Here is a 20,621-nt window from a genome sequence, read left to right as displayed (position 1 = left end):
AAACCCGTGATACCTTGACGATCGTTAACCCTGTTGGCGCCGCTCGCCACCGCACCTGTTCAAGGACACCAAACAAATGACAGCGGTAGACGAGACGATCGCGGCCGAGAGCACACTCACGATCGCGGAGAAGAAGCGCGTGGCGCTCGCCTATCTCGGCGAAGCCTGGGACGGCGCGCTCGCCGAGGGCGTCGATTCGGAAATCCTGGCGCATGCGGCGCTGTTCACCGCGCTCTGCGACCTTATCGCCACCTACGGCGAGGAGCCGGTGGCGGAACTCGCCAAGACTCTGCCCAAGCGTATCCGCGCCCGGGAATTCACGGTCGACGAGCGGACCATCCAGTAGTCAGCCGGCACCGGCTTTTTCCACGGATTTGCGCCCGCGGCCATAGTTAGGCCGGCGGCGATGCCCTAGACTATTGGCGTGAGGGACCGCGACCGGGCGGCCGGCCCTCTGGGGCATTCCCGCATGCGCGTGCTTCGCTGGTCGCTGATCGGACTGATGCTGGCCGTCGCGCCGGCCGCGACGCCATCCTTCGGCGCCGCGGTGCCGACCGAAACGATCACCGTGCCCGACAGCACAGGCGACAACACCGTGGTGCCGGCGGACCCGGCGCCGGACATGAACGCGACGCCCGACGACAGTGCGCCGGATACCGGCGCGCCGGCGGACGACACGGCGGCGCCCAATGCACCCACCGAGATCCCGCAGGTCGAGTACGATTTCAGCAAATTGCCACTGCCCGTGCAGCGGTTGCGCGAGCAGATCATCGCGGCGGCGACGACCGGCGACCCGGAAAAGCTCCGCACCATCATCGACGCGCAGGACGAGCCGCCGGATTTCGGGCCGAGCGACACCGGCGACCCGATCGGTTACCTCAAGCTGCAGTCGGGCGACGCCGAGGGCCGCGAGATCCTGGCGATCCTGATCGAGGTGCTTGAAGCCGGCTACGTCCATGTCGACGTCGGCACGCCGGACGAGGTCTATCTCTGGCCGTACTTCGCGCGCTACCCGATCGACAAGCTGTCGCCGCCGCAGCTCGTGCAGCTCTTCAAGCTGGTCTACGCCGGCGACTACGAGGACATGCTGTCGAACGGGGTCTACGACTATTTCCGCGCCGGGATTTCGCCGGACGGGCAGTGGCAGTTTTTCACGTCTGGGGACTGAGACCCCGCGGGCCATCCGTCATCCCCCCTGCTGTCATCCTTCGGCGAGGCCGAAGGCCTCGACCGGAGGACCCCGCAAGGCTCGCGCTGCCGAAAGTTGCGTGCGCTGAAGCTGGTCCTCCGGTCGGCGCTTCGCGCCGCCGAAGGATGACAGCAGAGGGGAGGAGCGGTCGCGCGACGCCTAGCTTCGCGCCTTCGGCAGCGCCTCGGAAAAACGCACCGGCCTGCCGCTTGACGGCACGACCAGCGCCCCTTCCCACATCACGCGGCGGCCGCGGATCACCGTGCCGACCGGCCAGCCGGTGACCGTCTCGCCGTCGTACGGCGTCCAGCCGGCGCGGCTGGCCATCATCGCGTCTGTGATCTGCTCGCGCCGCTTGAGATCGACCACGGTCAGGTCGGCGTCGTAGCCGGCGGCGATGCGGCCCTTGCCGGCGATCTGGAACAGGCGCGCGGGCCCATGGCTCGTCATGTCCACGAACCGCTCGATCGACAGGCGGCGCTGGGCGACGTGATTCAGCATCACAGCCACCAGCGTCTGCACGCCTGGCATGCCGGACGGAGACTCCGGGTAGGGCTTGGCCTTCTCCTCCAGCGTATGCGGCGCGTGGTCCGAGCCGAGGATGTCGGCGGTGCCATCGGCGACCGCCTGCCACAAGCGATCGCGGTGGCGCGCCTCGCGGACCGGCGGGTTCATCTGCAGGCGGGTGCCAAGCAGGAAATAGGACGAAGCGTCGAGGGTCAGGTGCTGCGGCGTCACCTCGATCGAGGCGACATCTTTCTCGGCGCGGAGATATTCAATCTCCTCGGCGGTGGAGATGTGCAGCACGTGGACGCGGGCGCCCTCCTCGCGCGCGATGCGCAGCAGCCGGCGCGTGGCGCGGAGCGCGGCGGTGACGTCGCGCCAGACGTGATGCGACGACGGATCGCCCTTGATGCGCTCGGCGAGCCGATCGCGGAGGCGCGGCTCGTCCTCGGAGTGGACCGAGACGCGGCGGCGGACGTTAGCGAGGATCGAGCGCAGGCCCTCATCGTCGCCGACCAGCAGGTCTCCGGTCGATGAGCCCATGAAAATCTTCATGCCGGCGGCGGCCGGCAGCCGCTCGAGCTCCGCCACATGCGGCGCGTTGAGGTGCGTGCCGCCGACGAAGAAGGCGAAGTCGCAGTGCATGCGGCCGGTGGCGCGGGCGACCTTGTCGGCCAGCGCCTCTTCGCTCACGGTCAGCGGATTGGTGTTCGGCATCTCGAAGACGGCGGTGACGCCGCCCATGACGGCGGCGCGCGACCCGGTCTCCAGGTCTTCCTTGTGGGTGGCGCCGGGCTCGCGGAAATGCACCTGCGTGTCGATGACGCCCGGCAGGATGTGCAGGCCGGTGCAGTCGATAACCTCGCCGGCCTGGGTGGGGTCGATGGTGCCCAGCGCTGCGATCTTGCCGTCCTTGACGCCGACGTCGCGTTTGCCGACCCCGTCGTGGTTGACGACGGTGCCGTTCCTGAAGACGCGGTCGTAGGTCTGTGGCAACGCCCTATATCCTTGCCCTGAAACCGGCTCCCGCTTACGTAAGCCGGAGGCATGTTGCAAGGCTCGAGGCACGATGGCTGACGGCAGGATCGCCGAACTTCCGCGACGCGGCGTCGTCGCCGTCGGCGGGGAAGACGCGGAAAAATTTCTCAACGACCTGATCACGGCCGATATGCCGAAGGCGGCCGGCACCGCCGCCTATGGCGGCCTGCTCACGCCGCAGGGGAAGATTCTGTTCGACGCAATCATCTTCCGCGAGGGCGAGCGGTTCCTGTTCGACCTGCCGCGGGCGCTGGCGGCGGATTTCGCCAGGCGGCTCGGGTTCTATCGCCTCCGGGCAAGGGTCGAGATCGCGGACCTGTCGGCGGAGCGCATCGCAGTTGCGGCATGGGGTAACGGTGCGCCGATCCTCGACGGGCCGGTTGCGCCGGACCCGCGGCTGACGGCCATCGGCTACCGCGCCATCGTCCCGGCCGGCGCGGACATGGCGCCGGATTTCGCCGAGGCGACGGAGGCCGAATACGACGCGCACCGTGTCGCGCTGGGCGTGCCGGAAGGCGGCATCGACTTTGCCTTCGGCGACGCCTTCCCGCACGACGCCGACATGGACCAGTTGCGCGGCGTCGATTTCACCAAGGGCTGCTACGTCGGGCAGGAGGTCGTGTCGCGCATGGAGCATCGCGGCACTGCGCGCCGTCGGTTCGTGCTGGCGACGGGCGCAGGCGCCCTGCCCGCGATCGGAACGCCGGTCACCGCCGGCGAACGCGCCATCGGCACGCTCGGCTCGTCGTCCGGCGATGCCGGGCTGGCGCTCGTACGGCTCGACCGGGCGAAGGAAGCCACCGACGCCGGCGCTCCGCTCAGCGCCGGCGGTGTGCCGCTGACGCTGACCATCCCACCGTGGGCGAAATTCACGTGGCCGGTCGCGGTCGCGGCGGACGACTGATGGCGAAGAAAGCGGTCCCCGGCGATCCGCGTGCCTGGCAGCGCATGCTGTCGGGGCGGCGGCTCGACCTCATCGACCCGTCGCCGCTCGACGTCGAGATCGACGACATTGCGCACGGCCTCGCGCGCGTCGCGCGCTGGAACGGGCAGACGACCGGGGCGCATGCCTTCTCGGTGGCGCAGCACACGCTGATCGTCGACGAGATCGCGGTGCAGGTGTCGCCGGAGATTGGCGCGCGCGGGCGGCTGGCGGTGATGCTGCACGACGCGCCGGAATACGTGATCGGCGACCTCATCTCGCCGTTCAAGGTACTGCTCGGCGGCGAATATCGCGCCGTCGAGGCGCGGCTCCTGTCGGCGATCCATCTGCGTTTCGGGCTGCCGGCCGTGCTGCCGGCGAAGCTGACCGCGGCGGTCAAGGCGGCGGACCGCATCTCCGCCTACCACGAGGCGGTGCGGCTCGCCGGTTTCGGCGCGGCCGAGGCGCTGCGCTTCTTCGGGCGGCCGGAGGGGGTCGACGGGTCGGCGCTCGACCTCGACCCCTGGCCGGCGCCGGCAGCGGAGAAGCGATTCCTCAAGCGATTTGCCGAGATCGAGAAGGCGGCGGCGAAGGAGGCGTGACGCCGGCGGGCGGGCGACATACATTCCGCTCGCCCGAAGGAACCGCCATGCCCGCCGTATACGTCTGTTCGCTGTCGCAAGTCGCCGCCACCGTCGCCTCGACCCGCGCCAGCCATCTCATGAGTCTCATCAACACCGGCACACCGGTCGTGCGGCCCGAAACGATCGCCGAAGCGAACCACCTGTTCGTCGGCATCAACGATATCGTAGAGGCGCAGGATGGGTTGGTGCTGCCCGGCGCGGAGCATGTGCGCCGCGTCATCGATTTTGCCGGCGGGTGGGACCGGACACAGCCGATGGTGGTCCACTGCTACGCCGGCATCAGCCGGTCGACCGCCGCCGCCTACATCACGCTCTGCGCGACGCGCCCCGAACGCGACGAGCGCGAGATCGCGCAGCGGCTGCGCGCCGCCTCGCGCTTCGCCACGCCGAACGCGCGGCTGGTGGCGCTTGCCGATGCGCTGCTCGGACGCGACGGCCGCATGATCGCGGCGATCGCCGAGATCGGCCGCGGCGAGGAGGCGGTCGAGGGCGTACCGTTCATCCTGCCGCTATCCGGCGGTAGCGGATGACGACCGCGCCGCGGCCGATCGAGATCGGGCTCAACGCGGCGATCGTCGCGGTCGCCGACGGCCAGCCGCTGATCCTCGTCGTCGCGGGCGACACCCTGCCCTTCGGTCCGTTCGATCCGCTCTCGCACCGCACCTTCGAGGCGGGTCTCCGCGACTGGGTGGCGGAGCAGACGGCGCTGAAGCTGGGCTACGCCGAGCAGCTCTACACCTTCGGCGACCGCGGGCGGCATTCGCTGCCGGGCGACGTCGGCCCGCATCTGGTCTCGGTCGGCTACCTCGCGTTGACGCGTATCGACGACGAGCCGTCGGACGCGCTGGCGCGCGCCGGCGCGACCTGGCGCCACTGGTACGATTTCTTCCCGTGGGAGGACTGGCGCGACGGCCGGCCGGCGATGCTCGACGAGACGCTGCTGCCGGCGCTGGGGCGCTGGGTGAAAGACGGCGGCGACAAAAGCGACGGCAAGCCGCTCGGCCGGCGCGAACGCGTGCGGCTCGCCTTCGGCATCGAGGGCGCGCCGTGGGATGAGGAGCGCGCTCTCGACCGCTACGAACTGCTCTACGAAGCCGGCATGGTGGCCGAGGCGGCGCGCGACGGGCGGATCGCCAAACCGACCGCCGCCGCGGGCGCGGCGATGCGCTTCGACCACCGGCGGATTCTGGCCACCGCCATCTCGCGGCTGCGGGCCAAGCTCAAATACCGGCCAGTGGTGTTCGAGCTGATGGCCGACGAATTCACGCTGACCGAGCTGCAGGTGACGGTCGAAGCGATCTCGGGCCGACACCTGCACAAGCAGAATTTCCGTCGCCTCGTGGAAGGCGCGGCACTGGTCGAACCGACCGGCGCGACGATGCAACGGCCGCGCGGGCGGCCAGCCGCTATGTTCCGCTTCCGGCGCGATATTCTGAAGGAGCGGCCGGCGCCGGGGTTTCGGCTGGGCGGGCGGGGGTAGCCTTACCCAAACTTGTCGACCCCGCATGCTCGATGTCGTCCCCGCGCAAGCGGGGACCCAGTAGACACCGGCGGCCGTTGCTCCGCGCGGTGATATCGAGCGACCCAACATCTTTCTACGTGTACTGGGTCCCCGCCTGCGCGGGGACGACAGTGAGGGGATGCGCGGTCCTACAGCGAGGGAATGCGACGCTACGGCTTCAGCGTGCCCGCGGCGGCGTCCTCGATCAGGCGGCGCGTGATCAGGTCGACGATGAAGAAGCCGAAATCCGGGTTCTGGTAGTAGAGCTCGCGCACCTTGTCGGCGCTGATGACCAGGAGCGAGGTGTCCTCCAGGGTCTTGGCGGTGGCGGTGCGGCGCTTGTCGTAGGAGAAGATGCCGATCTCGCCGAAGAGCGCGCCCTTGCCCATCTCGACGCCCAGTTCGTCGAAGCGGACGCGGCCGTGCGAGACGAAGTACATCGCGTCGGCCTCGGCGCCCTTGTGGAAGACGACGGCGCCGGAGGGCAGCGCCAATGTGCGCATGTAGGGAAGCAGCCAATCCATCGTGACCGGCGCGGCGCTGGCGGCCGTGGCGCCGCGGGTGGCGGTGCCCAGCATGCGCACCTCGTAGAGGCGCCAGGCGTTCACGGCGAGGATGACGAGCGCCAGCATCGCCAGCGGATACTGCTCGGTGAGCAGGGCGTAGACGACGAGCACGAGATTGGAGGCGATGGCGAGCGCGCGCAGCCAGAGGATCGTCTTCATCCAGGCGCTGGCCAGCAACAGCAGCAGCGCAATCAGCCCGATGACATCGGCAGTCGTCATTCTCGTCGTCGCCCCTCAGCCAGAAAGAAGAGCGGCACCGGCGGAGTGCCGCCGGCGCCGATTTCGTCGCGTCGGCTATTTCGCCGGCGCGGGAACCGCGATGACGATCTTGCCGCCATCTTCCGCGACATAGACCTCGCTATTGCTCGAAGCGGTCGTGTCGGCGGTCTTGGTGTCGATCTTCAGCACAAGCTTCTTGTAGGGCTTGGGCAGGAGCTGCATCTTGCCGGAGGGCATGTCCTGGACGGTCGCGGCCGCGGCCACATCGTCCGGACTAAGGTCCTTCAGCTCGATCGACGTCAGCGTGCCGTCGGCCATCTCGGCGGTCATCATCTGGCCGTAGAAGTCCATCGCCATCGGGTCGCCGCCGGAATAGAGCAGCGCCTGCAGCGCGGCAGCGTCCTTGGCTTCGAAGGCGGTTTTATAGGCGGCCACGAAAGCGGCTTCCTGGTCGGCAGTCGCGGCGGCGGCAATGCCGGCCACGGAGAACATGGCGCCAATGGCCACGGCAAGGGAAAGAACTAGGCGTCTCATCGGAGAACCTCGGTTGGTGGGCTTTTGTTACAACCCCCGTCCGGAGAATACCGCGACAATGTGACCGCGGGCTAGGCCGGACGAAGCGGGCGGAACATGGCCGATTCCGCCTGTCGGCGTGATGACGTGGGTCACATCCGCCACACGCAAGTGGGTTCCTCCCAGCCCAAGCCCAATTCCTCCGGTTTTCCCCTGCCATGATTGGACTGGGGACAGCCGGATGTTTCCTTGGGATAGCCATGCCCGCTCCCCGTTACAGCCCGATTCGGAACCGTCAATGTCCGGTGAACGAGGGGGCGGCGGTTTGCCGGCATTAACCTGACCTCAAGGTTAATCCCGCATCACTGACGTCTTCGGGGCGGCGTTGCCGAGGTCCGCTTAGCGGACGGATCGAAGCGACCCACGGGTGTCAGTGTTGCGTGGAGTAGTGCGTGGTCGTACGGGGGACTAAGCGGAAGCGATTCCGTCGCAAGGCGTGGTCCGTGCGTGCGCTCTGCGCCGTGCTGGCCGTCGTTGCGGGCACCGCCATGCTGTCGCGCCACGACGTCGCGGCAAGCGACGTGGCCGCCGCCATCGACATCACACCGACCGCATCCATCGCGCCGGCGACGCTGCTCGCCGTCAACGACGTCAACCGCATCGCCAAGACCGACATGATCGCGCCACCGAAGCGGGCGCTGACCTCGGGCTTCATTTCCACCGCCAGCCTTTTCGCGCCGGCCGCCGGCGGCGCCACCGAGATGCGCACGGCGTTCCTGCTGCCCGAGGCGAATGTCGCCACGGCGGCAGTTGCGGTTACCGCCAAGCGGGCGGTGTTCGCCGCTGCTGCGGTTCCTACGCCGGTGGCGAGGCCGAAGCCGGTCACGGCGTCGGTCGCCGCCGCGGCGATCGTCGCTCCGCCGGTGCCGAAGCCGGCGGTGGTTGCGGCTACTTTGGCGCCGCCGCCGGTGCTGCTCGCCTACGCCGGGCCTGACGCCTCCGACGCCATCGAGAAGCCGTTCGAGGCGGTGATGGGCGACAAGGTCAAGAACGCGCTGCTCGACCCGACCATCGATGCGGCGCACGCCTGGGTCAACGATCCGATCCCCGTAAACGCGCGCGCGGCGAGCGAAGTGAAGTGCCTCGCCACCGCCATCTATTTCGAGGCGCGCGGCGAGGCCGAGAAGGGCCAGATCGCGGTCGCCCAGGTCGTGCTCAACCGGCTCAAGAATCCGGCCTACCCGAAGACCATCTGCGACGTGGTCTACCAGAACAAGAACAAGCGCAACCGCTGCCAGTTCTCCTTCGCCTGCGACGGCATCGCCGACCGGATCGCCGACAAGCAGTCCTGGATTTCCAGCCAGCAACTGGCCCGGCGCGTGATCAACGACGACCGTAACCTCTATCTCGCCGACGTCGGCGCCTCGACCCACTACCACGCGACCTACGTCAAGCCGCGCTGGGCGCAGGGCATGAAAAAGATGCAGAAGATCGGCCGGCACGTCTTCTATAAGACCAAGAACGGCGGCTGGAGCTGATCGTTCGGCTGTTCGGCGCGAGCACCATCGACTGCCACCGCCTTCACATCCCCTCGGCCGTCACTCCGGCGAAGTGCGGAATCCTGCGCGGAGGGTTTTCCAAACACTCGTTGCCTGTGGATCCGGCGTCGCTGGACCCCGGCTTTCGCCGGGGTGACGAGGGTGTGTTCACCAACGAGGGGGCGAACGGGCGGAACAATTGCCGTCGCCCAGCGGTTATCCGGTCCCTAGCCTTCCCAGGAGGACGGACCATGAGCAGCACCGATCGCGCCCCGGACTACAAGGACAAGACCGACGAAGCGCCCTCGCCGCCGCCCGCGATGGCCGGCGGCATTGCGCCGGCGCTGGAGCCGAACGAGGCGCGCGGCGCCGCCACGCACCATAACGTCCGCTATGTGCTGGGCTTCGGCATCGTCGGCGTCGTCGCCGCGTTCGCCGTGGTCTACTTTGCTTTTTTCGGAGCCGGGGCGCCGCCTACCCCATAGTCAAAGCGGTCAGATCACCACGTCTAGCCCGAGATCTAGCGCTGGCGCGGAATGAGTTATCCAACCTGAGGAAATATAGTCGACGCCTGTCTCGGCGATTGGGCGGATAGTTTCCAGCGTGACGTTGCCGGACGCCTCCAGCTTGGCGCGCCCGGCAACGCGCGCGACGGCCTCGCGCATGTCGGCCAGCGTCATGTTGTCGAGCATCACGATGTCCGGATGCCCGGCCATCGCCTGATCGAGCTCGGCGAGCGAGGCGACCTCCACTTCCAGCTTCACGTTCGGCGCGTGGGCGCGCGCCCGGCGCACCGCTTCCGCGACACCGCCGGCGACCGCGATGTGGTTGTCCTTGATCAGGATCGCGTCGTAGAGGCCGAGGCGGTGGTTCTGTCCGCCGCCGCAGGCGACCGCGTATTTCTCGAACATGCGGAGGCCGGGCGTCGTCTTGCGCGTGTCGAGGATCACGGCGTGCGTGTGCTTCACTGCGGCGACCAGGGCTGCGGTCGCGGTGGCGATGCCGGAGAGCTGGCAGAGATAGTTGAGGGCGACGCGCTCACCGGCGAGCACGGCGCGGGCGTTGCCGGCGACGCGGGCCGCAACCGCGCCGGCGGCGATCCTGTCGCCGTCGTGGAGCGCGTACTCGAACTTCAGCGATGGATCGACGGCGCGGAATGCGGCCTCGGCGAGCGGCAGGCCGGCGAGGACGCCGGCCTTGCGCGCGCCGAAGGTGGCGGTCGCTGTCGCGGCGACGGGAACTGTCGCCGCCGACGTGATATCGCCGGCGGTGCCCAGGTCCTCGGCGAGCGCGGCACGGACCGCCGTCTCGACCAGCGCCGGGTCGAGCTTCGGGATCATCCCGCGACCGGTTCCGGCGTCGCGCCGATCGCCTCGGCTTCGGCCAGCGTCATGAAGGTGCGATGCTGCCAGGCGGGATCGGGCTCGGGGTAGTCGCTGCGATAATGGCCGCCGCGGCTTTCCGTCCGGTTCAGCGCGCCGGCGGCGATCATGCGCGCGGCGGTGAGCGAATTGCGGAAACGGGGCGACTTGGTCTTGCGCTCCAGCGTCGCGATGACGGCGAGCGCGCGCTCCATGCCGGCGCGGTTGCGGACGACGCCGACGTCGTCGGACATGGTGCGGCGGAGCAGCGCGACCTCGCCCGTCTCCGGCGTCGGCGCGTTGTCGGGAGGCAGGACGTGTGCCTCCATCAGCTTGGCCTGCCGCAGGTGCGCGGCGACGTCGGTGGCAACGCGGGGCGGCGAAGGCGACCGCCTCGAGCAGCGAGTTCGACGCCAGACGATTGGCGCCGTGGACGCCGGTGGGACGCGGTCTCGCCGCAGGCCCACAGGCCGTCAAGCGTGGTGCGGCCGTCGGCGTCGGTGAGCACGCCGCCCATGTGGTAGTGCTCGGCCGGCGCGATCGGCATCGGCTGCGTTATCGGGTCGATGCCGGCGTCGATGCAATAGCGGTAGACGGTCGGGAATTTTTCGGCGATCTCGGCGCCGATCGCCTGGCGCGTGTCGAGGAAGGCGCCGCGGCCGGACACGACCTCGTTGTGCACGGCGCGGGCGACGACGTCGCGCGGCGCGAGCTCGGCCAGCGGGTGAATGCCGACCATGAACCGCTCGCCGGCGCGGTTGATCAGCAGCGCGCCCTCGCCGCGCAGCGCCTCGCTCGCCAGCGGCGCGGGATCGCGACCGACGTCGAGCGCGGGTCGGATGAAACTGCACGAATTCGGCGTCCGCGATCACCGCGCCGGCACGCGCGGCCATGCCGAGGCCGCCGCCTTCGGATTCCGGCGGGTTGGTCGAGACGGCGAAGACGTGGCCGACGCCGCCCGAGGCAAGCACGATGCCGCGCGACGGAAACTCCACCGCCGGCCCGCCGCCGACGGGACGCGCGACGATGCCCACGACGCGGTCGCCACGCTTCATCAGCGCCTCGCCGATGTAACCCTCGACCAGGCGGATCGACGGCGTGTTGCGGATGGCCACGCCCAGCGCCTGCATGATCGCGGCGCCGGCCATGTCGCCCTTGACGTGGACGACGCGGCGCTCGGAGGTGCGCGGCCTCGCGCGACATGGCGAGGCGGCCCTCGAGGTCGCGGTCGAACGGGACGCCGTATTCGAGCAGGTCGTGCACGCGCGCCGGCGCATCGGCGACCATGATGCCGGCGATCTTCTCGTCGACGATGCCGTCGCCGGCAGCGACCGTATCGGCGAGGTGCTTCTCGATGGTGTCGCCGGGCGCCATAGCAGCGGCGATGCCGCCCTGCGCCATCGACGAGGAGCCGCCGCGGCCGACGGGCGTGCCGGTCAGCACCGTCACCGGGCGCGGCGCCAGGCGCAGCGCGGTGAACAGGCCGGCGAGGCCGCCGCCGACGATGATGACGTCGTCGGTCGGGAAGGTCGTTGAACCTGTCTCTGTCATACCCTCACCGCTTTCCCCGCGAAGGCGGGGATCCAGGTGCCGCGTTGATCTTGGCTGCTGCGATTCATCTCACTACCTGGGTCCCCGCCTTCGCGGGGAAAGCGGAAAAGGCGTGGGCCGCGCCTCGCCCTATCCAAGAAAACTGGGTCAGCTCTTCAAATTGATCATCCGCTCAACCGCCGCGCGTGCCTTGACGGCGACGAGTGGGTCGACGACGACCTCGTCTTTCAAGTAGACGAGGCTGTCGAGGATCTTCGGCAGCGTGATGCGCTTCATGTGCGGGCAGAGGTTGCACGGCTTGATGAAGTCGATGCCCGGCGCCTCGGCCGCAATGTTCGACGCCATCGAGCATTCCGTGACCAGCAGCACCTTGGCCGGGCGGTTCTTCAGCACCCAGTTGGTCATCTTCGACGTGGAGCCGGTGTAGTCGGCCTCGGCAATGACGTCGGGCGGGCACTCGGGGTGGGCCAGAATCTGGATGCCCGGGTTGGCCTCGCGGTACTCGCGGATCTCGGCACCGGTGAAACGCTCGTGGACCTCGCAGGCGCCGTGCCAGGCGATGATTTTCACCTTGGTCTGGGAGGCGACCCACTTCGCCAGATATTGATCCGGCAGGAAGATGACGCGGTCGGAGCCCATCGCCTCCACCACCTCGACGGCGTTGGACGATGTGCAGCAGACGTCGCTCTCGGCCTTCACGTCGGCGGAGGTGTTGACGTAGGTGACGACCGGCACGCCCGGATAGCGCTCGCGCATGAGGCGGACATCGGCGCCTGTGATCGAGGCGGCAAGGGAGCAGCCGGCGCGCGTGTCGGGGATGAGCACCAGCTTGTCGGGATTGAGCAGCTTGGACGTCTCGGCCATGAAGTGCACGCCGCACTGGACGATGATGTCGGCGTCGCTCTTCGCGGCAGCGATCGCGATCTGCAGCGAGTCGCCCTTCACATCGGCGACGCAGTGGAAGATTTCCGGCGTCTGGTAATTGTGCGCCAGGATGACGGCGTTGCGCTGTTTCTTGAGGTCGTTGATCGCCTTCACGTACGGCGCCATCACCGGCCACTCGATGGCCGGGATCACGTCCTTGACGCGCTCGTAAAGGTGCGCGGTCTCGCGCGCGACTTCGTCGGTGTATTCCAGCGAAGGCATCGGCAATTCGGCAAAGCGCCCGCGCGCCTCGCGTGCCCGCGTCTTCTCCGCCTGGTGGAGAGTGCCCATCGTCGCTCCTCCTAATATATACTCAACGTGAGTATATATCGACGCTGAAAAAGACCGGCTCGAACCTGGCCGGCTTGCGAAGATATAAGCACGCGCGGAGCAAAATTCCAACGCAGCGAGCATGATTCTTATGCAACGCTGGCATCAGCACATTTCATCAGACGGCGCGCCGCTTGCGCCCTAAATCATCCCTCCTTCGCTCCCACAGGGATTCGCGACATGGCGACGCAAGACACGACACGGCCGGCGATCGTCCGCTCGATTCCGCTCATCCTCGGCGCCGGCTCCCTCATCGCCGTGCTGTCGTTCGGGCCGCGCTCGACGATGGGCTTCTTCCTGACGCCGATGACGTCGGAATACGGCTGGAGCCGCGAGACCTTCGCGTTCGCCATCGCCCTGCAGAATCTGGTGTGGGGCATCGGCCAGCCGTTCGTCGGCATGGTCGCCGACAAGTTCGGCACGGCGCGCGTGCTTTCCGTCGGCGCGCTGTTCTATGCGCTGGGACTGGCGCTGATGTCGGTGACCACCGATCCGCTGGCGCTGCAATTCACCGCCGGCGTCCTCATCGGCCTCGGCATCGCCGGCTCTGCCTTCCTGCTCGTGCTGGCGGCATTCGCGCGGCTGCTGCCGCAGGAGACGCGGACACTCGGCTACGGCATCGGCACCGCCGCCGGCTCGGTCGGGCAGTTTATCTTCGCCCCGCTCGGCCAGGGATTCATTTCGGCCTACGGCTGGCACACCGCGCTCCTCCTCATGGCGCTGACGGTGCTGGCCATTCCGTTCCTTTCCTACGTCGTGCGCGGCAAGCCGGCGAGCAGCGCGCCGGCCGGGCAGCGCGAGCAGTCGATGATCGAGGCGCTGCGCGAGGCATTCGGCCACAACTCCTACCGCCTGCTGGTCGCCGGCTTCTTCGTCTGCGGCTTCCAGATCGCGTTCATCACCGTGCACCTGCCGCCGTATCTCTCCGACATCGGCATCCCGGCGATCTACGGCGCCTATGCCATCGGCCTGATCGGGCTGTTCAACATCTTCGGAGCGTTCACGTCGGGCTTTCTCACCGGCCGCGTGGCGCAGAAGCGGATGATCCTGGTGTGGCTCTATCTCGCGCGCGCCGCGGTGATCGCCGCGTTCATCCTTCTCCCGCCGAGCATCCCCTCGGTTCTGATCTTCTCCGCGCTGATGGGATTCATGTGGCTGTCGACCATCCCGCCGACGCAGCAGCTCGTCGTCGCGATGTTCGGTACGCGCTATCTCGCGACGCTGTTCGGCTTCGTCTTCTTTTCGCACCAGGTCGGGTCGTTCTTCGGGGTGTGGCTGGGCGGCGTGCTCTACGACCGCACCGGGTCGTACGACGTCGTCTGGTGGATATCGGTGGCGCTCGGCGTCTTCGCCGCGGCGGTCAACTTCCCGATCAGCGAGAAGGCGGTGGGACGGGGTGGCGACACGGCTGCGGCTCCCGCCGGTGGCGGGTATTAGTCTTCGCTTCCCCGCGAAAGCGGGGACCTAAGGTGTTCGCACCGGCTCACGGTCCGTGTAGCCTTCTGCCACCTGGATTCCCCCCTTCGCGGGGGAAAGCGGAGAGCCGATGGACACCTTCAAGGCGCTGCTGATCACGCGTGACGGGGCGACCAAGGCGCAGAGCGTCGGCGTCGCCACGCTGACGCCCGCCGACCTGATGCCCGGCGACGTCGACGTCCGCGTCGAATATTCGACGGTGAACTACAAGGACGGCCTCGCCATCACCGGCAAGCTGCCGGTGGTGCGCCGCTTTCCGATGATCCCCGGTGTCGATCTTGCCGGCGCGGTGATCGCCTCGCGCTCGGCCGAGTGGAAGGCAGGCGACCGCGTGCTGCTCAACGGCTGGGGCATCGGCGAGACGCACTACGGCGCCTACAGCCAGATGGCGCGCGTCGCCGGCGACTGGCTGATCCCCCTGCCCGACGGCCTCACCGGCGCCGAGGCGATGGCGATCGGCACCGCCGGCTACACTGCGATGCTGGCGGTGATGGCGCTGGAGAAGAACGGCGTGATGCCGGCGCGTGGGCCGGTGGTCGTCACCGGCGCGGCGGGCGGGCTTGGATCGATGGCGGTGACGCTGCTGGCGTCACGCGGCTACACGGTCGAAGCGGTGACCGGGCGGCCGCACGAGGCGGGATACCTCCGCGAACTCGGCGCCGGGACAATCGTCGATCGCGCCGAACTCACCGGCACGCCGAAGCCGCTTGCCAGGGAACGCTGGGCGGCCGGCATCGACTCGGTCGGCGGCGCGGTGCTCGCCAATCTTCTGGCGGCGACGCGCGAGTGGGGCACGGTTGCCGCGTGCGGCAACGCCGGCGGCATGGACCTGCCGGCGTTCGTGGCGCCGTTCATCCTGCGCGGCGTGACGCTCGCCGGGATCGAGTCGGTGCGGGCGCCGCGCGCGCTCCGCGTCGAGGCGTGGCGGCGGCTTGCCGCCGAACTCGACCGCGGCAGGCTGGCGCGGATGACGACCGCGATCGGCTTCGACGCACTCATACCGGCGGCGCACGATATCGTCGCCGGCAAGGTGCGCGGGCGGCTCGTGGTGACGATCGGCTAGGTTGCGCCGGTGCCGGTGAGCAGGTGCGGCCAGAGGCCGAATACGCCGACCAGGATGAGATAGATGGCGACGATATAGTTGAGCAGCCGCGGCGCCAGCAGGATGAGGATGCCGGCAATGAGGGCGACGATCGGCTGGATCGTCGGAATGTCGAGGGTCATGGGGGTTGCCTCCGGGGTCGGCCGCGGATATTCGCGACTCGCGTGCATCGTGAATTATGCACCCCATGGAACGCCGGGCATGGCTTCCGCGTTCCTTCTTGCGAGCGGCGTTTGCCCTATATCTTTCGCAGGGCGGACGTTCCCTGTAAGAACAGGAGATAGTCATGAGCATTAGCGAAGCACCTTACGAAGGTATCGCCATGCGCGATGAGAAACCGCACGACCTTATAGGCAGCGACCGCGTGCAGGGCACCGGCGTCTACCGCAGCTCCGGCCAGAAGATCGGCCATATCGTGCGCATCATGATCGACAAGCGCACCGGCCAGGCGGCCTATGCGGTGATGAATTTCGGCGGCTTCCTCGGCCTCGGCCAGGAATCCTATCCGCTGCCATGGTCGCTGCTCTCGTTCAACCAGAAGCTCGGCGGCTACGAGGTGAACGTCACCGACGATCAGCTCAAGGAAGCGCCGAAGTTCATGAACGACGAGAAGTTCGACATGGGCGAGCGCATGGCGGACATCTACGAGTATTACGGCGCGACGCCCTACTGGTTCTGATCGCCGCTAGTATTCGTCGTCGTCGTCAAACAGTTCCTGAGCGGTGCGCGCAGCGTTTGCGGCATCGCTCACGCTGTTGAATGGCGGTTCGTCCGTCGGCTCGCCCTTGGCGCAAATCCGCTTCAGCAAAGCTCATCGAATGAACCCGGACGGACGTCTCGCTTGACGGTCTTCGTGTTCGGATCGACGTCAAAGAGCATGGCGTCGTTGGCGTCGAGTAGCGCGATACCGTAGCTGTAGACGGTGTTGCCCTTGCAATCGCCGCCGAAATTTTCCCAATACGAACCGACCGGTTCGTCCGCGCCGTCGAGGGTCTTAGCCGGCGTAAAGACATTCAAGGCCCAGCCGCGGATGACTTTGCCGCTGCGGTGAAGATTGGCGAAATCGACATAGCCGACCTGCTCGTCGTTGGCGATGAAGTAAAGCAGGCGCACCGACTGCGGCGGGCTTTTGGCCTCAGCCGGGACGACAGAAAACAGCGCGGCGCTCGCGGCCAGGGCGAGCCCGATCGGCAACTTCATTGGAATGCGACCTCGGGTGAAAAAGACTCGGCGGGAACGGCGACGGAATAACCTAGCCGGCGATCTTTGAGAAGTCCGCAACGGCCAGCGTCGCTTCGCGCAGCCGGTTCAACAGCCGCAGCCGATTGGTGCGCACCGCCGCGTCGTCGGCATTGACGCGCACCTTCCCGAAGAAGGCATCCACCGGCGCGCGCAGTTGCGCCAGCGCCGTCATCGCGGCGGCGAAGTCTTCCTTAGCCACCGCCGCGGTCGCGGCAGGCACCGCGGCGTCCAGCGCGACGTCGAGGGATTTTTCCTCCGGCTCGGCGAGCAGCGCGGCGTTTACGGAGCCGGCGAAAGATTCGCCGGACTTCTTCTCCTCGTCGCGCAGGATGTTCGCGGCGCGCTTGTAGCCGGCGAGGAGATTCTTGCCGTCGTCGGTCTCCAGGAATTTTCCGAGGGCTTCGACGCGGCGGACGATCAGCAGCAGGTCGTCCTGGTTGCCGAGGGCGAAGACCGCGTCCACCAGATCATGACGGGCGCCCTGTTCGCGGAGCTGGACTTTCAGGCGGTCGGCGAAGAAGGAAGGCAGATCATGCAAATTTTCCGATGCGCGTGCCCCAAATGCCTTCGGATTGATCTGCTCCACCAACGCCTCTTGTAGGCCTTCTTGGCCCAAACGAGACACGAAACTCGGCAACGACGCGCGAGACTTATCGATGGTTTGCTTCGAATGAACCTGCGTCAGTGAATATACCGAATTGTAGACGGCCGCGTTCCATAGCTCGCTCGAGAATAATTTCACGCGGAGGGAACGATCGAGGATGATTCTAATCGCTCCCAGAGCAGCGCGACGTAGTGCATAGGGATCCTTACTGCTCGTGGGTTTTTCGTCCATTGCCCAGAAGCTAACCAGCGTGTCAATTTTGTCCGCCAGCGCGACCGCGATAGCGACGGGATCGGTCGGCACGCGATCGCTGGGTCCGAGCGGCTTGTAATGATCCTCGATCGCAATCGCGACGGACGCGTCCTCCTTCTGGGCCTGCGCATAGTACTTGCCCATCAGCCCCTGCAGCTCGGGGAACTCGCCGACCATCTCGGTGACGAGATCGGCCTTGGCGAGTCGTGCAGCACGCTCGGCCTTCGCCGGATCGGCGCCGACCAGCGGCGCGATTTCCTTCGCCAGCTTCGCGATGCGCTGCACGCGCTCGCCTTGCGTTCCGAGTCTCTCGTGGAACACGATCGCGTCGAGCTTCGGCAGCCGATCCTCGAGCTTCGTCTTGAGGTCGGTTTCCCAGAAATAACGCGCGTCCGACAGTCGCGCGCGGATGACGCGTTCGTTGCCGGCGACGATGGCTTCGCCGCCGTCGCTTGCCTCGATATTCGCGACCAGGATGAAGCGCGGCGCCAGATCACCATTCGCGTCCCGAAGGACAAAACATTTCTGATTCGCGCGGATGGTCGTGCGGATGACTTCCGGCGGGATCGCGAGGAACGCCGGATCGAAGCTGCCCATCAGCACCACCGGCCATTCGACGAGGCCGGCGACTTCCTCGAGCAGCGCCTCGTCCTCGACCAGCGTCAGGCCGGCGGCGAGCGCGCGGTCGCGCGCGTCGGCGAGGATCATCTGTTTGCGGCGGTCGGCGTCGAGCACCACCCTCGCCTTCTCGAGGCTCGACAGATAATCGTCGAAGCGGCGCACCGTGATCGGCGCCGGTGCGAGGAAGCGGTGGCCGCGCGTGACGTTGCCGGAGCGGATGCCGTCGATCTCGAATTCCACGATCTTGGTTTCGGAAGTCTCCGGGCCGAAGAGGCAGAGGATCGAGTGCAGCGGGCGCACCCAAGTCAGGCTGCCGGGCCTGGCCGAGGAGGCGCCCCAGCGCATCGACTTCGGCCACGGGAAACTGCGCACGATCTTCGGCACGACCTCAGCGATGACGTCCTCGGCGGCGCGGCCGTGCTTCTCGACGACGGCGACGTAGAAGTCGCCCTTCTTCTTGTCGTTCTGGATCTTGGCCTCGCCGATCGAGGCGAGGCCGGTCTTGCGCAGGAAGCCCTGGATCGCCGCGTCGGGCGCGCCGACCGGCGGTCCCTTGGTCTCTTCCTTCTGGTCGGGCGAATGGGCGGGCAGGCCGTGCACGGTCAGCGCCAGGCGGCGCGGCGTGGCGAAGGCCTTGGCGCCCTCGTAGGTGAGCCCCGCCTCGACCAGCGCGTCGGTCACCAGCTTCTGCAGATCGGCCGCGGCTTTCCGCTGCATGCGGGCGGGGATCTCCTCGGAGAAGAGTTCGAGCAGAAGGTCAGGCATTAACGCCTCCTGCCCCGCATGCGGTCACAAAGTTGTCCGTCCTCGCGCCTTCGGCGCTGCGGGCGAACGGGGCGGGCCGGAATCTCTTCGGAGAACAGTTCGAGCAGGAGGTCGGGCATGCCGGTTCTTCGGGCGGGAAAGCGCGGCGCTTTCTAGCACAGAACCGCGCCGCGGCTACCCCGCCTCAGCCGCGGAATTCATAGACGACGTAGGTGTCCAGAGTGCCTTTCACCACCGTCGCCGCGCGGTAGTGCTGCGCCAGGTAGTCCAGCGCCTGCCGGTAGCGCGCCGGCGTCTCGGCAAGGAGCCGCAGCGATGGGTCGGCGAGCACGATGAAACGCGGATTGGTCGCTAGCGCTTCGGCAAGCGGATCGGCCGAGGGCGTCCTGAACGGACTGAGGAGATGGGTCCCGTGGAAATATTTCGACGGCGGGCGGGCGCCGGTTTCGACATGGAGCGCGAGGCCGCGATTGAGGACCAGAAGCTTGTCCGCCGGTGCCAGACCGAGGTCACGGATCGCGTCGGCGGTACGGCTGACGAGGTCGTGCTCCGCCTGATACTTGGCGAAGTCGAACAACGTGCGGTGCTCGGCGTAGCCGAGCATCGCGATGCCGGCGAACACCGATGCCAGAAACGCGCGACCTGCCCGTTGCGGCCGGACGTCGAGGCCGTAGCAGTAGAAGGCGCCGGCCACGATCAGCAGTGGCGGCACGATCGTCAGCAGATAGTAGTCGCAGAGCAGCCGGCCGGCGGCCGCGCTGAGGAAGCCGGCGCCAAGCCAGAGGCCGGAGATCGCGAGCATGCGGGCGGGCACCGCGCGGCGGATCCGCGCCAGGCGCAGTACGGCGAAGAGCGCGCCGCCCCACAGGAAAATAACGGTCGCGGATCGCAGCAGGGCATTCTCCATCGCGCCGGGGAATGTCAGATAGCGCGCCATGTCAGGGCCGTAAGCCGAGGCGACACTGTCGTCGATCCGCTGCAAGGCGAGCACGACCACCGCCTGGAACATCTCGCCGAAATGCCCAACGGCGAGGAAGTATGTGCTGAAGACTGCCGCGGGCACCGCTGCGCCGGCGACGAACAGCGCGAGCATGCGGATGCGCATGCCGCGTTCGCCGAACAGGCAGATCGCCAGGAACACGGCGGCGGCTTCGAAGACCGCCGTCTGCTTGATCATGCCGGCGGCGCCGATCGCAAGGCCGGCGAGAAATGCGTAGCGCAAGCGGTCGGAGGCCGTGGCGACGTCGCGGACGGCCGACATGACGGCACCGAAGCTCAAGATTATCAGCGGCAGTTGCAGCAGCATATTGACGGCGGCGGCACCCTCGAATGCCAGCGTGTAGACGGGGTAGAGAATGGCGACCCAGATCGCCAGCCGGCGCGTCGCGAGTGTCTTCAGAGGCGCATAGAGTGCCCCGGCCCCGAGCGCCACGGCGACGATCTCCATGCCCTTGAAGGTGGCGTAGGAGGCGCCGAAAAATTCCTGCACGACCGCAAAGATCAGAAATAGGCCGGGCGGCTTGATGTCGAACGTCGCGACGTACGGCAGGCCGCCGTGCAGCCATTGATCGGCGATCACCGAGAAGAAATATTCGTCGCCGTTGGTCGCCGCATAAAAGGGAAGCCGGACGGCGGCAGTCCATAGGAGGAGCAGCGCCAGCGGCATGACAAGCGCAACCTGCTTCAGGCGAGGAGCCTGAAACGAATCCGGGCGGGCAACCTGATCGAGGGACATTGTCCCTCCATCGGATAGGCCTTC

General features: G+C 67.6%; 20 protein-coding genes and 1 pseudogene. 11 read left to right on the top strand and 10 right to left on the bottom strand.

The genetic code is table 11. The features are described 5' to 3' along the window. Window positions 1-76 precede the first annotated feature (76 nt). Entirely contained in the window at window positions 77-346 is a 270-nt protein-coding gene (locus WDM94_06525) for a hypothetical protein (protein ID MEJ0012279.1), read from the top strand. Window positions 347-469: 123 nt separating this feature from the next. Beyond that, window positions 470-1,168: a hypothetical protein gene (locus tag WDM94_06520; protein ID MEJ0012278.1), complete on the top strand. Its 699-nt coding sequence runs from the start codon at window positions 470-472 to the stop codon at window positions 1,166-1,168. Window positions 1,169-1,348: 180 nt separating this feature from the next. On the opposite strand, the gene WDM94_06515 is transcribed toward WDM94_06520, so the two are convergent. After that, window positions 1,349-2,689 (bottom strand): dihydroorotase, encoded by a 1,341-nt coding sequence (locus WDM94_06515; protein MEJ0012277.1) that lies wholly within the window; start codon window positions 2,687-2,689, stop codon window positions 1,349-1,351. 73 nt (window positions 2,690-2,762) lie between these two features. Between WDM94_06515 and WDM94_06510 the strand changes: the two genes are divergently transcribed. From WDM94_06510 to WDM94_06495, 4 genes are read left to right on the top strand one after another with little or no spacing between them, the layout of a single operon-like run. Beyond that, complete coding sequence (locus WDM94_06510) at window positions 2,763-3,635, top strand: folate-binding protein (protein ID MEJ0012276.1); 873 nt, start codon at window positions 2,763-2,765, stop codon at window positions 3,633-3,635. Then, complete coding sequence (locus WDM94_06505; GenBank protein MEJ0012275.1) at window positions 3,635-4,255, top strand: HD family hydrolase; 621 nt, start codon at window positions 3,635-3,637, stop codon at window positions 4,253-4,255. The genes WDM94_06510 and WDM94_06505 overlap by 1 nt, the downstream gene beginning before the upstream one ends. 47 nt (window positions 4,256-4,302) lie before the next feature. After that, the gene (locus tag WDM94_06500; GenBank protein ID MEJ0012274.1) at window positions 4,303-4,827 is read left to right on the top strand and encodes a tyrosine phosphatase family protein; all 525 of its coding nucleotides are present in this window, start codon (window positions 4,303-4,305) and stop codon (window positions 4,825-4,827) included. Next, the gene (locus WDM94_06495; protein ID MEJ0012273.1) at window positions 4,824-5,777 is read left to right on the top strand and encodes an NAD regulator; all 954 of its coding nucleotides are present in this window, start codon (window positions 4,824-4,826) and stop codon (window positions 5,775-5,777) included. The genes WDM94_06500 and WDM94_06495 overlap by 4 nt, the downstream gene beginning before the upstream one ends. Before the next feature lie 191 nt (window positions 5,778-5,968). Here WDM94_06495 and WDM94_06490 read toward each other — a convergent pair whose 3' ends face one another. Together WDM94_06490 and WDM94_06485 are read right to left on the bottom strand one after the other, a co-directional pair. Then, window positions 5,969-6,583: a cyclic nucleotide-binding domain-containing protein gene (locus WDM94_06490; protein MEJ0012272.1), complete on the bottom strand. Its 615-nt coding sequence runs from the start codon at window positions 6,581-6,583 to the stop codon at window positions 5,969-5,971. Between the two features lie 75 nt (window positions 6,584-6,658). Beyond that, a complete protein-coding gene (locus WDM94_06485; GenBank protein ID MEJ0012271.1) occupies window positions 6,659-7,117 on the bottom strand; it encodes a hypothetical protein in 459 nt (152 codons plus the stop codon). A gap of 482 nt (window positions 7,118-7,599) precedes the next feature. Here WDM94_06485 and WDM94_06480 point away from each other — a divergent pair, with 482 nt between their 5' ends. Together WDM94_06480 and WDM94_06475 are read left to right on the top strand one after the other, a co-directional pair. Beyond that, window positions 7,600-8,634 carry a cell wall hydrolase gene (locus tag WDM94_06480; protein MEJ0012270.1) on the top strand — a complete coding sequence of 345 codons (1,035 nt, stop codon included), beginning with the start codon at window positions 7,600-7,602 and terminating at the stop codon, window positions 8,632-8,634. Window positions 8,635-8,885: 251 nt separating this feature from the next. Then, window positions 8,886-9,119, top strand: coding sequence for a hypothetical protein (locus WDM94_06475; GenBank protein ID MEJ0012269.1), 234 nt, complete (start codon window positions 8,886-8,888; stop codon window positions 9,117-9,119). Between the two features lie 9 nt (window positions 9,120-9,128). On the opposite strand, the gene nadC is transcribed toward WDM94_06475, so the two are convergent. The 3 genes and pseudogenes from nadC to nadA all read right to left on the bottom strand — a co-directional run bounded on the left by nadC (window position 9,129) and on the right by nadA (window position 12,761). Continuing rightward, window positions 9,129-9,974 carry a carboxylating nicotinate-nucleotide diphosphorylase gene (gene nadC, locus WDM94_06470; GenBank protein ID MEJ0012268.1) on the bottom strand — a complete coding sequence of 282 codons (846 nt, stop codon included), beginning with the start codon at window positions 9,972-9,974 and terminating at the stop codon, window positions 9,129-9,131. Beyond that, window positions 9,971-11,546 (bottom strand): annotated as a pseudogene (locus WDM94_06465) (L-aspartate oxidase). The gene nadC and the pseudogene WDM94_06465 overlap by 4 nt, the downstream one beginning before the upstream one ends. 147 nt (window positions 11,547-11,693) lie before the next feature. Beyond that, window positions 11,694-12,761 (bottom strand): quinolinate synthase NadA, encoded by a 1,068-nt coding sequence (gene nadA, locus WDM94_06460; GenBank protein MEJ0012267.1) that lies wholly within the window; start codon window positions 12,759-12,761, stop codon window positions 11,694-11,696. A 219-nt stretch (window positions 12,762-12,980) separates the two neighbouring features. Between nadA and WDM94_06455 the strand changes: the two genes are divergently transcribed. Next, a complete protein-coding gene (locus WDM94_06455) occupies window positions 12,981-14,237 on the top strand; it encodes an MFS transporter (protein ID MEJ0012266.1) in 1,257 nt (418 codons plus the stop codon). A gap of 109 nt (window positions 14,238-14,346) precedes the next feature. Next, window positions 14,347-15,339 carry an MDR family oxidoreductase gene (locus WDM94_06450; protein MEJ0012265.1) on the top strand — a complete coding sequence of 331 codons (993 nt, stop codon included), beginning with the start codon at window positions 14,347-14,349 and terminating at the stop codon, window positions 15,337-15,339. On the opposite strand, the gene WDM94_06445 is transcribed toward WDM94_06450, so the two are convergent. Next, a complete protein-coding gene (locus tag WDM94_06445) occupies window positions 15,336-15,500 on the bottom strand; it encodes a DUF3096 domain-containing protein (GenBank protein ID MEJ0012264.1) in 165 nt (54 codons plus the stop codon). The genes WDM94_06450 and WDM94_06445 overlap by 4 nt on opposite strands. A 164-nt stretch (window positions 15,501-15,664) precedes the next feature. On the opposite strand from WDM94_06445, the gene WDM94_06440 reads away from it, so the two are divergent. Beyond that, window positions 15,665-16,057 (top strand): PRC-barrel domain-containing protein, encoded by a 393-nt coding sequence (locus WDM94_06440; GenBank protein MEJ0012263.1) that lies wholly within the window; start codon window positions 15,665-15,667, stop codon window positions 16,055-16,057. 122 nt (window positions 16,058-16,179) lie between these two features. Here the strand turns inward: WDM94_06440 and WDM94_06435 are convergent, their stop codons facing one another. The 3 genes from WDM94_06435 to WDM94_06425 form a co-directional block, all read right to left on the bottom strand. After that, a complete protein-coding gene (locus WDM94_06435) occupies window positions 16,180-16,578 on the bottom strand; it encodes a hypothetical protein (protein MEJ0012262.1) in 399 nt (132 codons plus the stop codon). A 52-nt stretch (window positions 16,579-16,630) separates the two neighbouring features. Next, window positions 16,631-18,862 carry a glycine--tRNA ligase subunit beta gene (gene glyS / locus WDM94_06430; GenBank protein ID MEJ0012261.1) on the bottom strand — a complete coding sequence of 744 codons (2,232 nt, stop codon included), beginning with the start codon at window positions 18,860-18,862 and terminating at the stop codon, window positions 16,631-16,633. 184 nt (window positions 18,863-19,046) lie between these two features. Then, window positions 19,047-20,597, bottom strand: a complete 1,551-nt coding sequence (locus tag WDM94_06425) for a hypothetical protein (GenBank protein MEJ0012260.1) — start codon at window positions 20,595-20,597, stop codon at window positions 19,047-19,049. Between the last annotated feature and the right edge of the window lie 24 nt (window positions 20,598-20,621).

This window comes from Bauldia sp., from assembly GCA_037200845.1.
GTDB lineage: Bacteria > Pseudomonadota > Alphaproteobacteria > Rhizobiales > Kaistiaceae > DASZQY01.
Note: the sequence above shows the minus strand (reverse complement) of the source record. Positions and strands in the feature narration are given on the sequence as shown.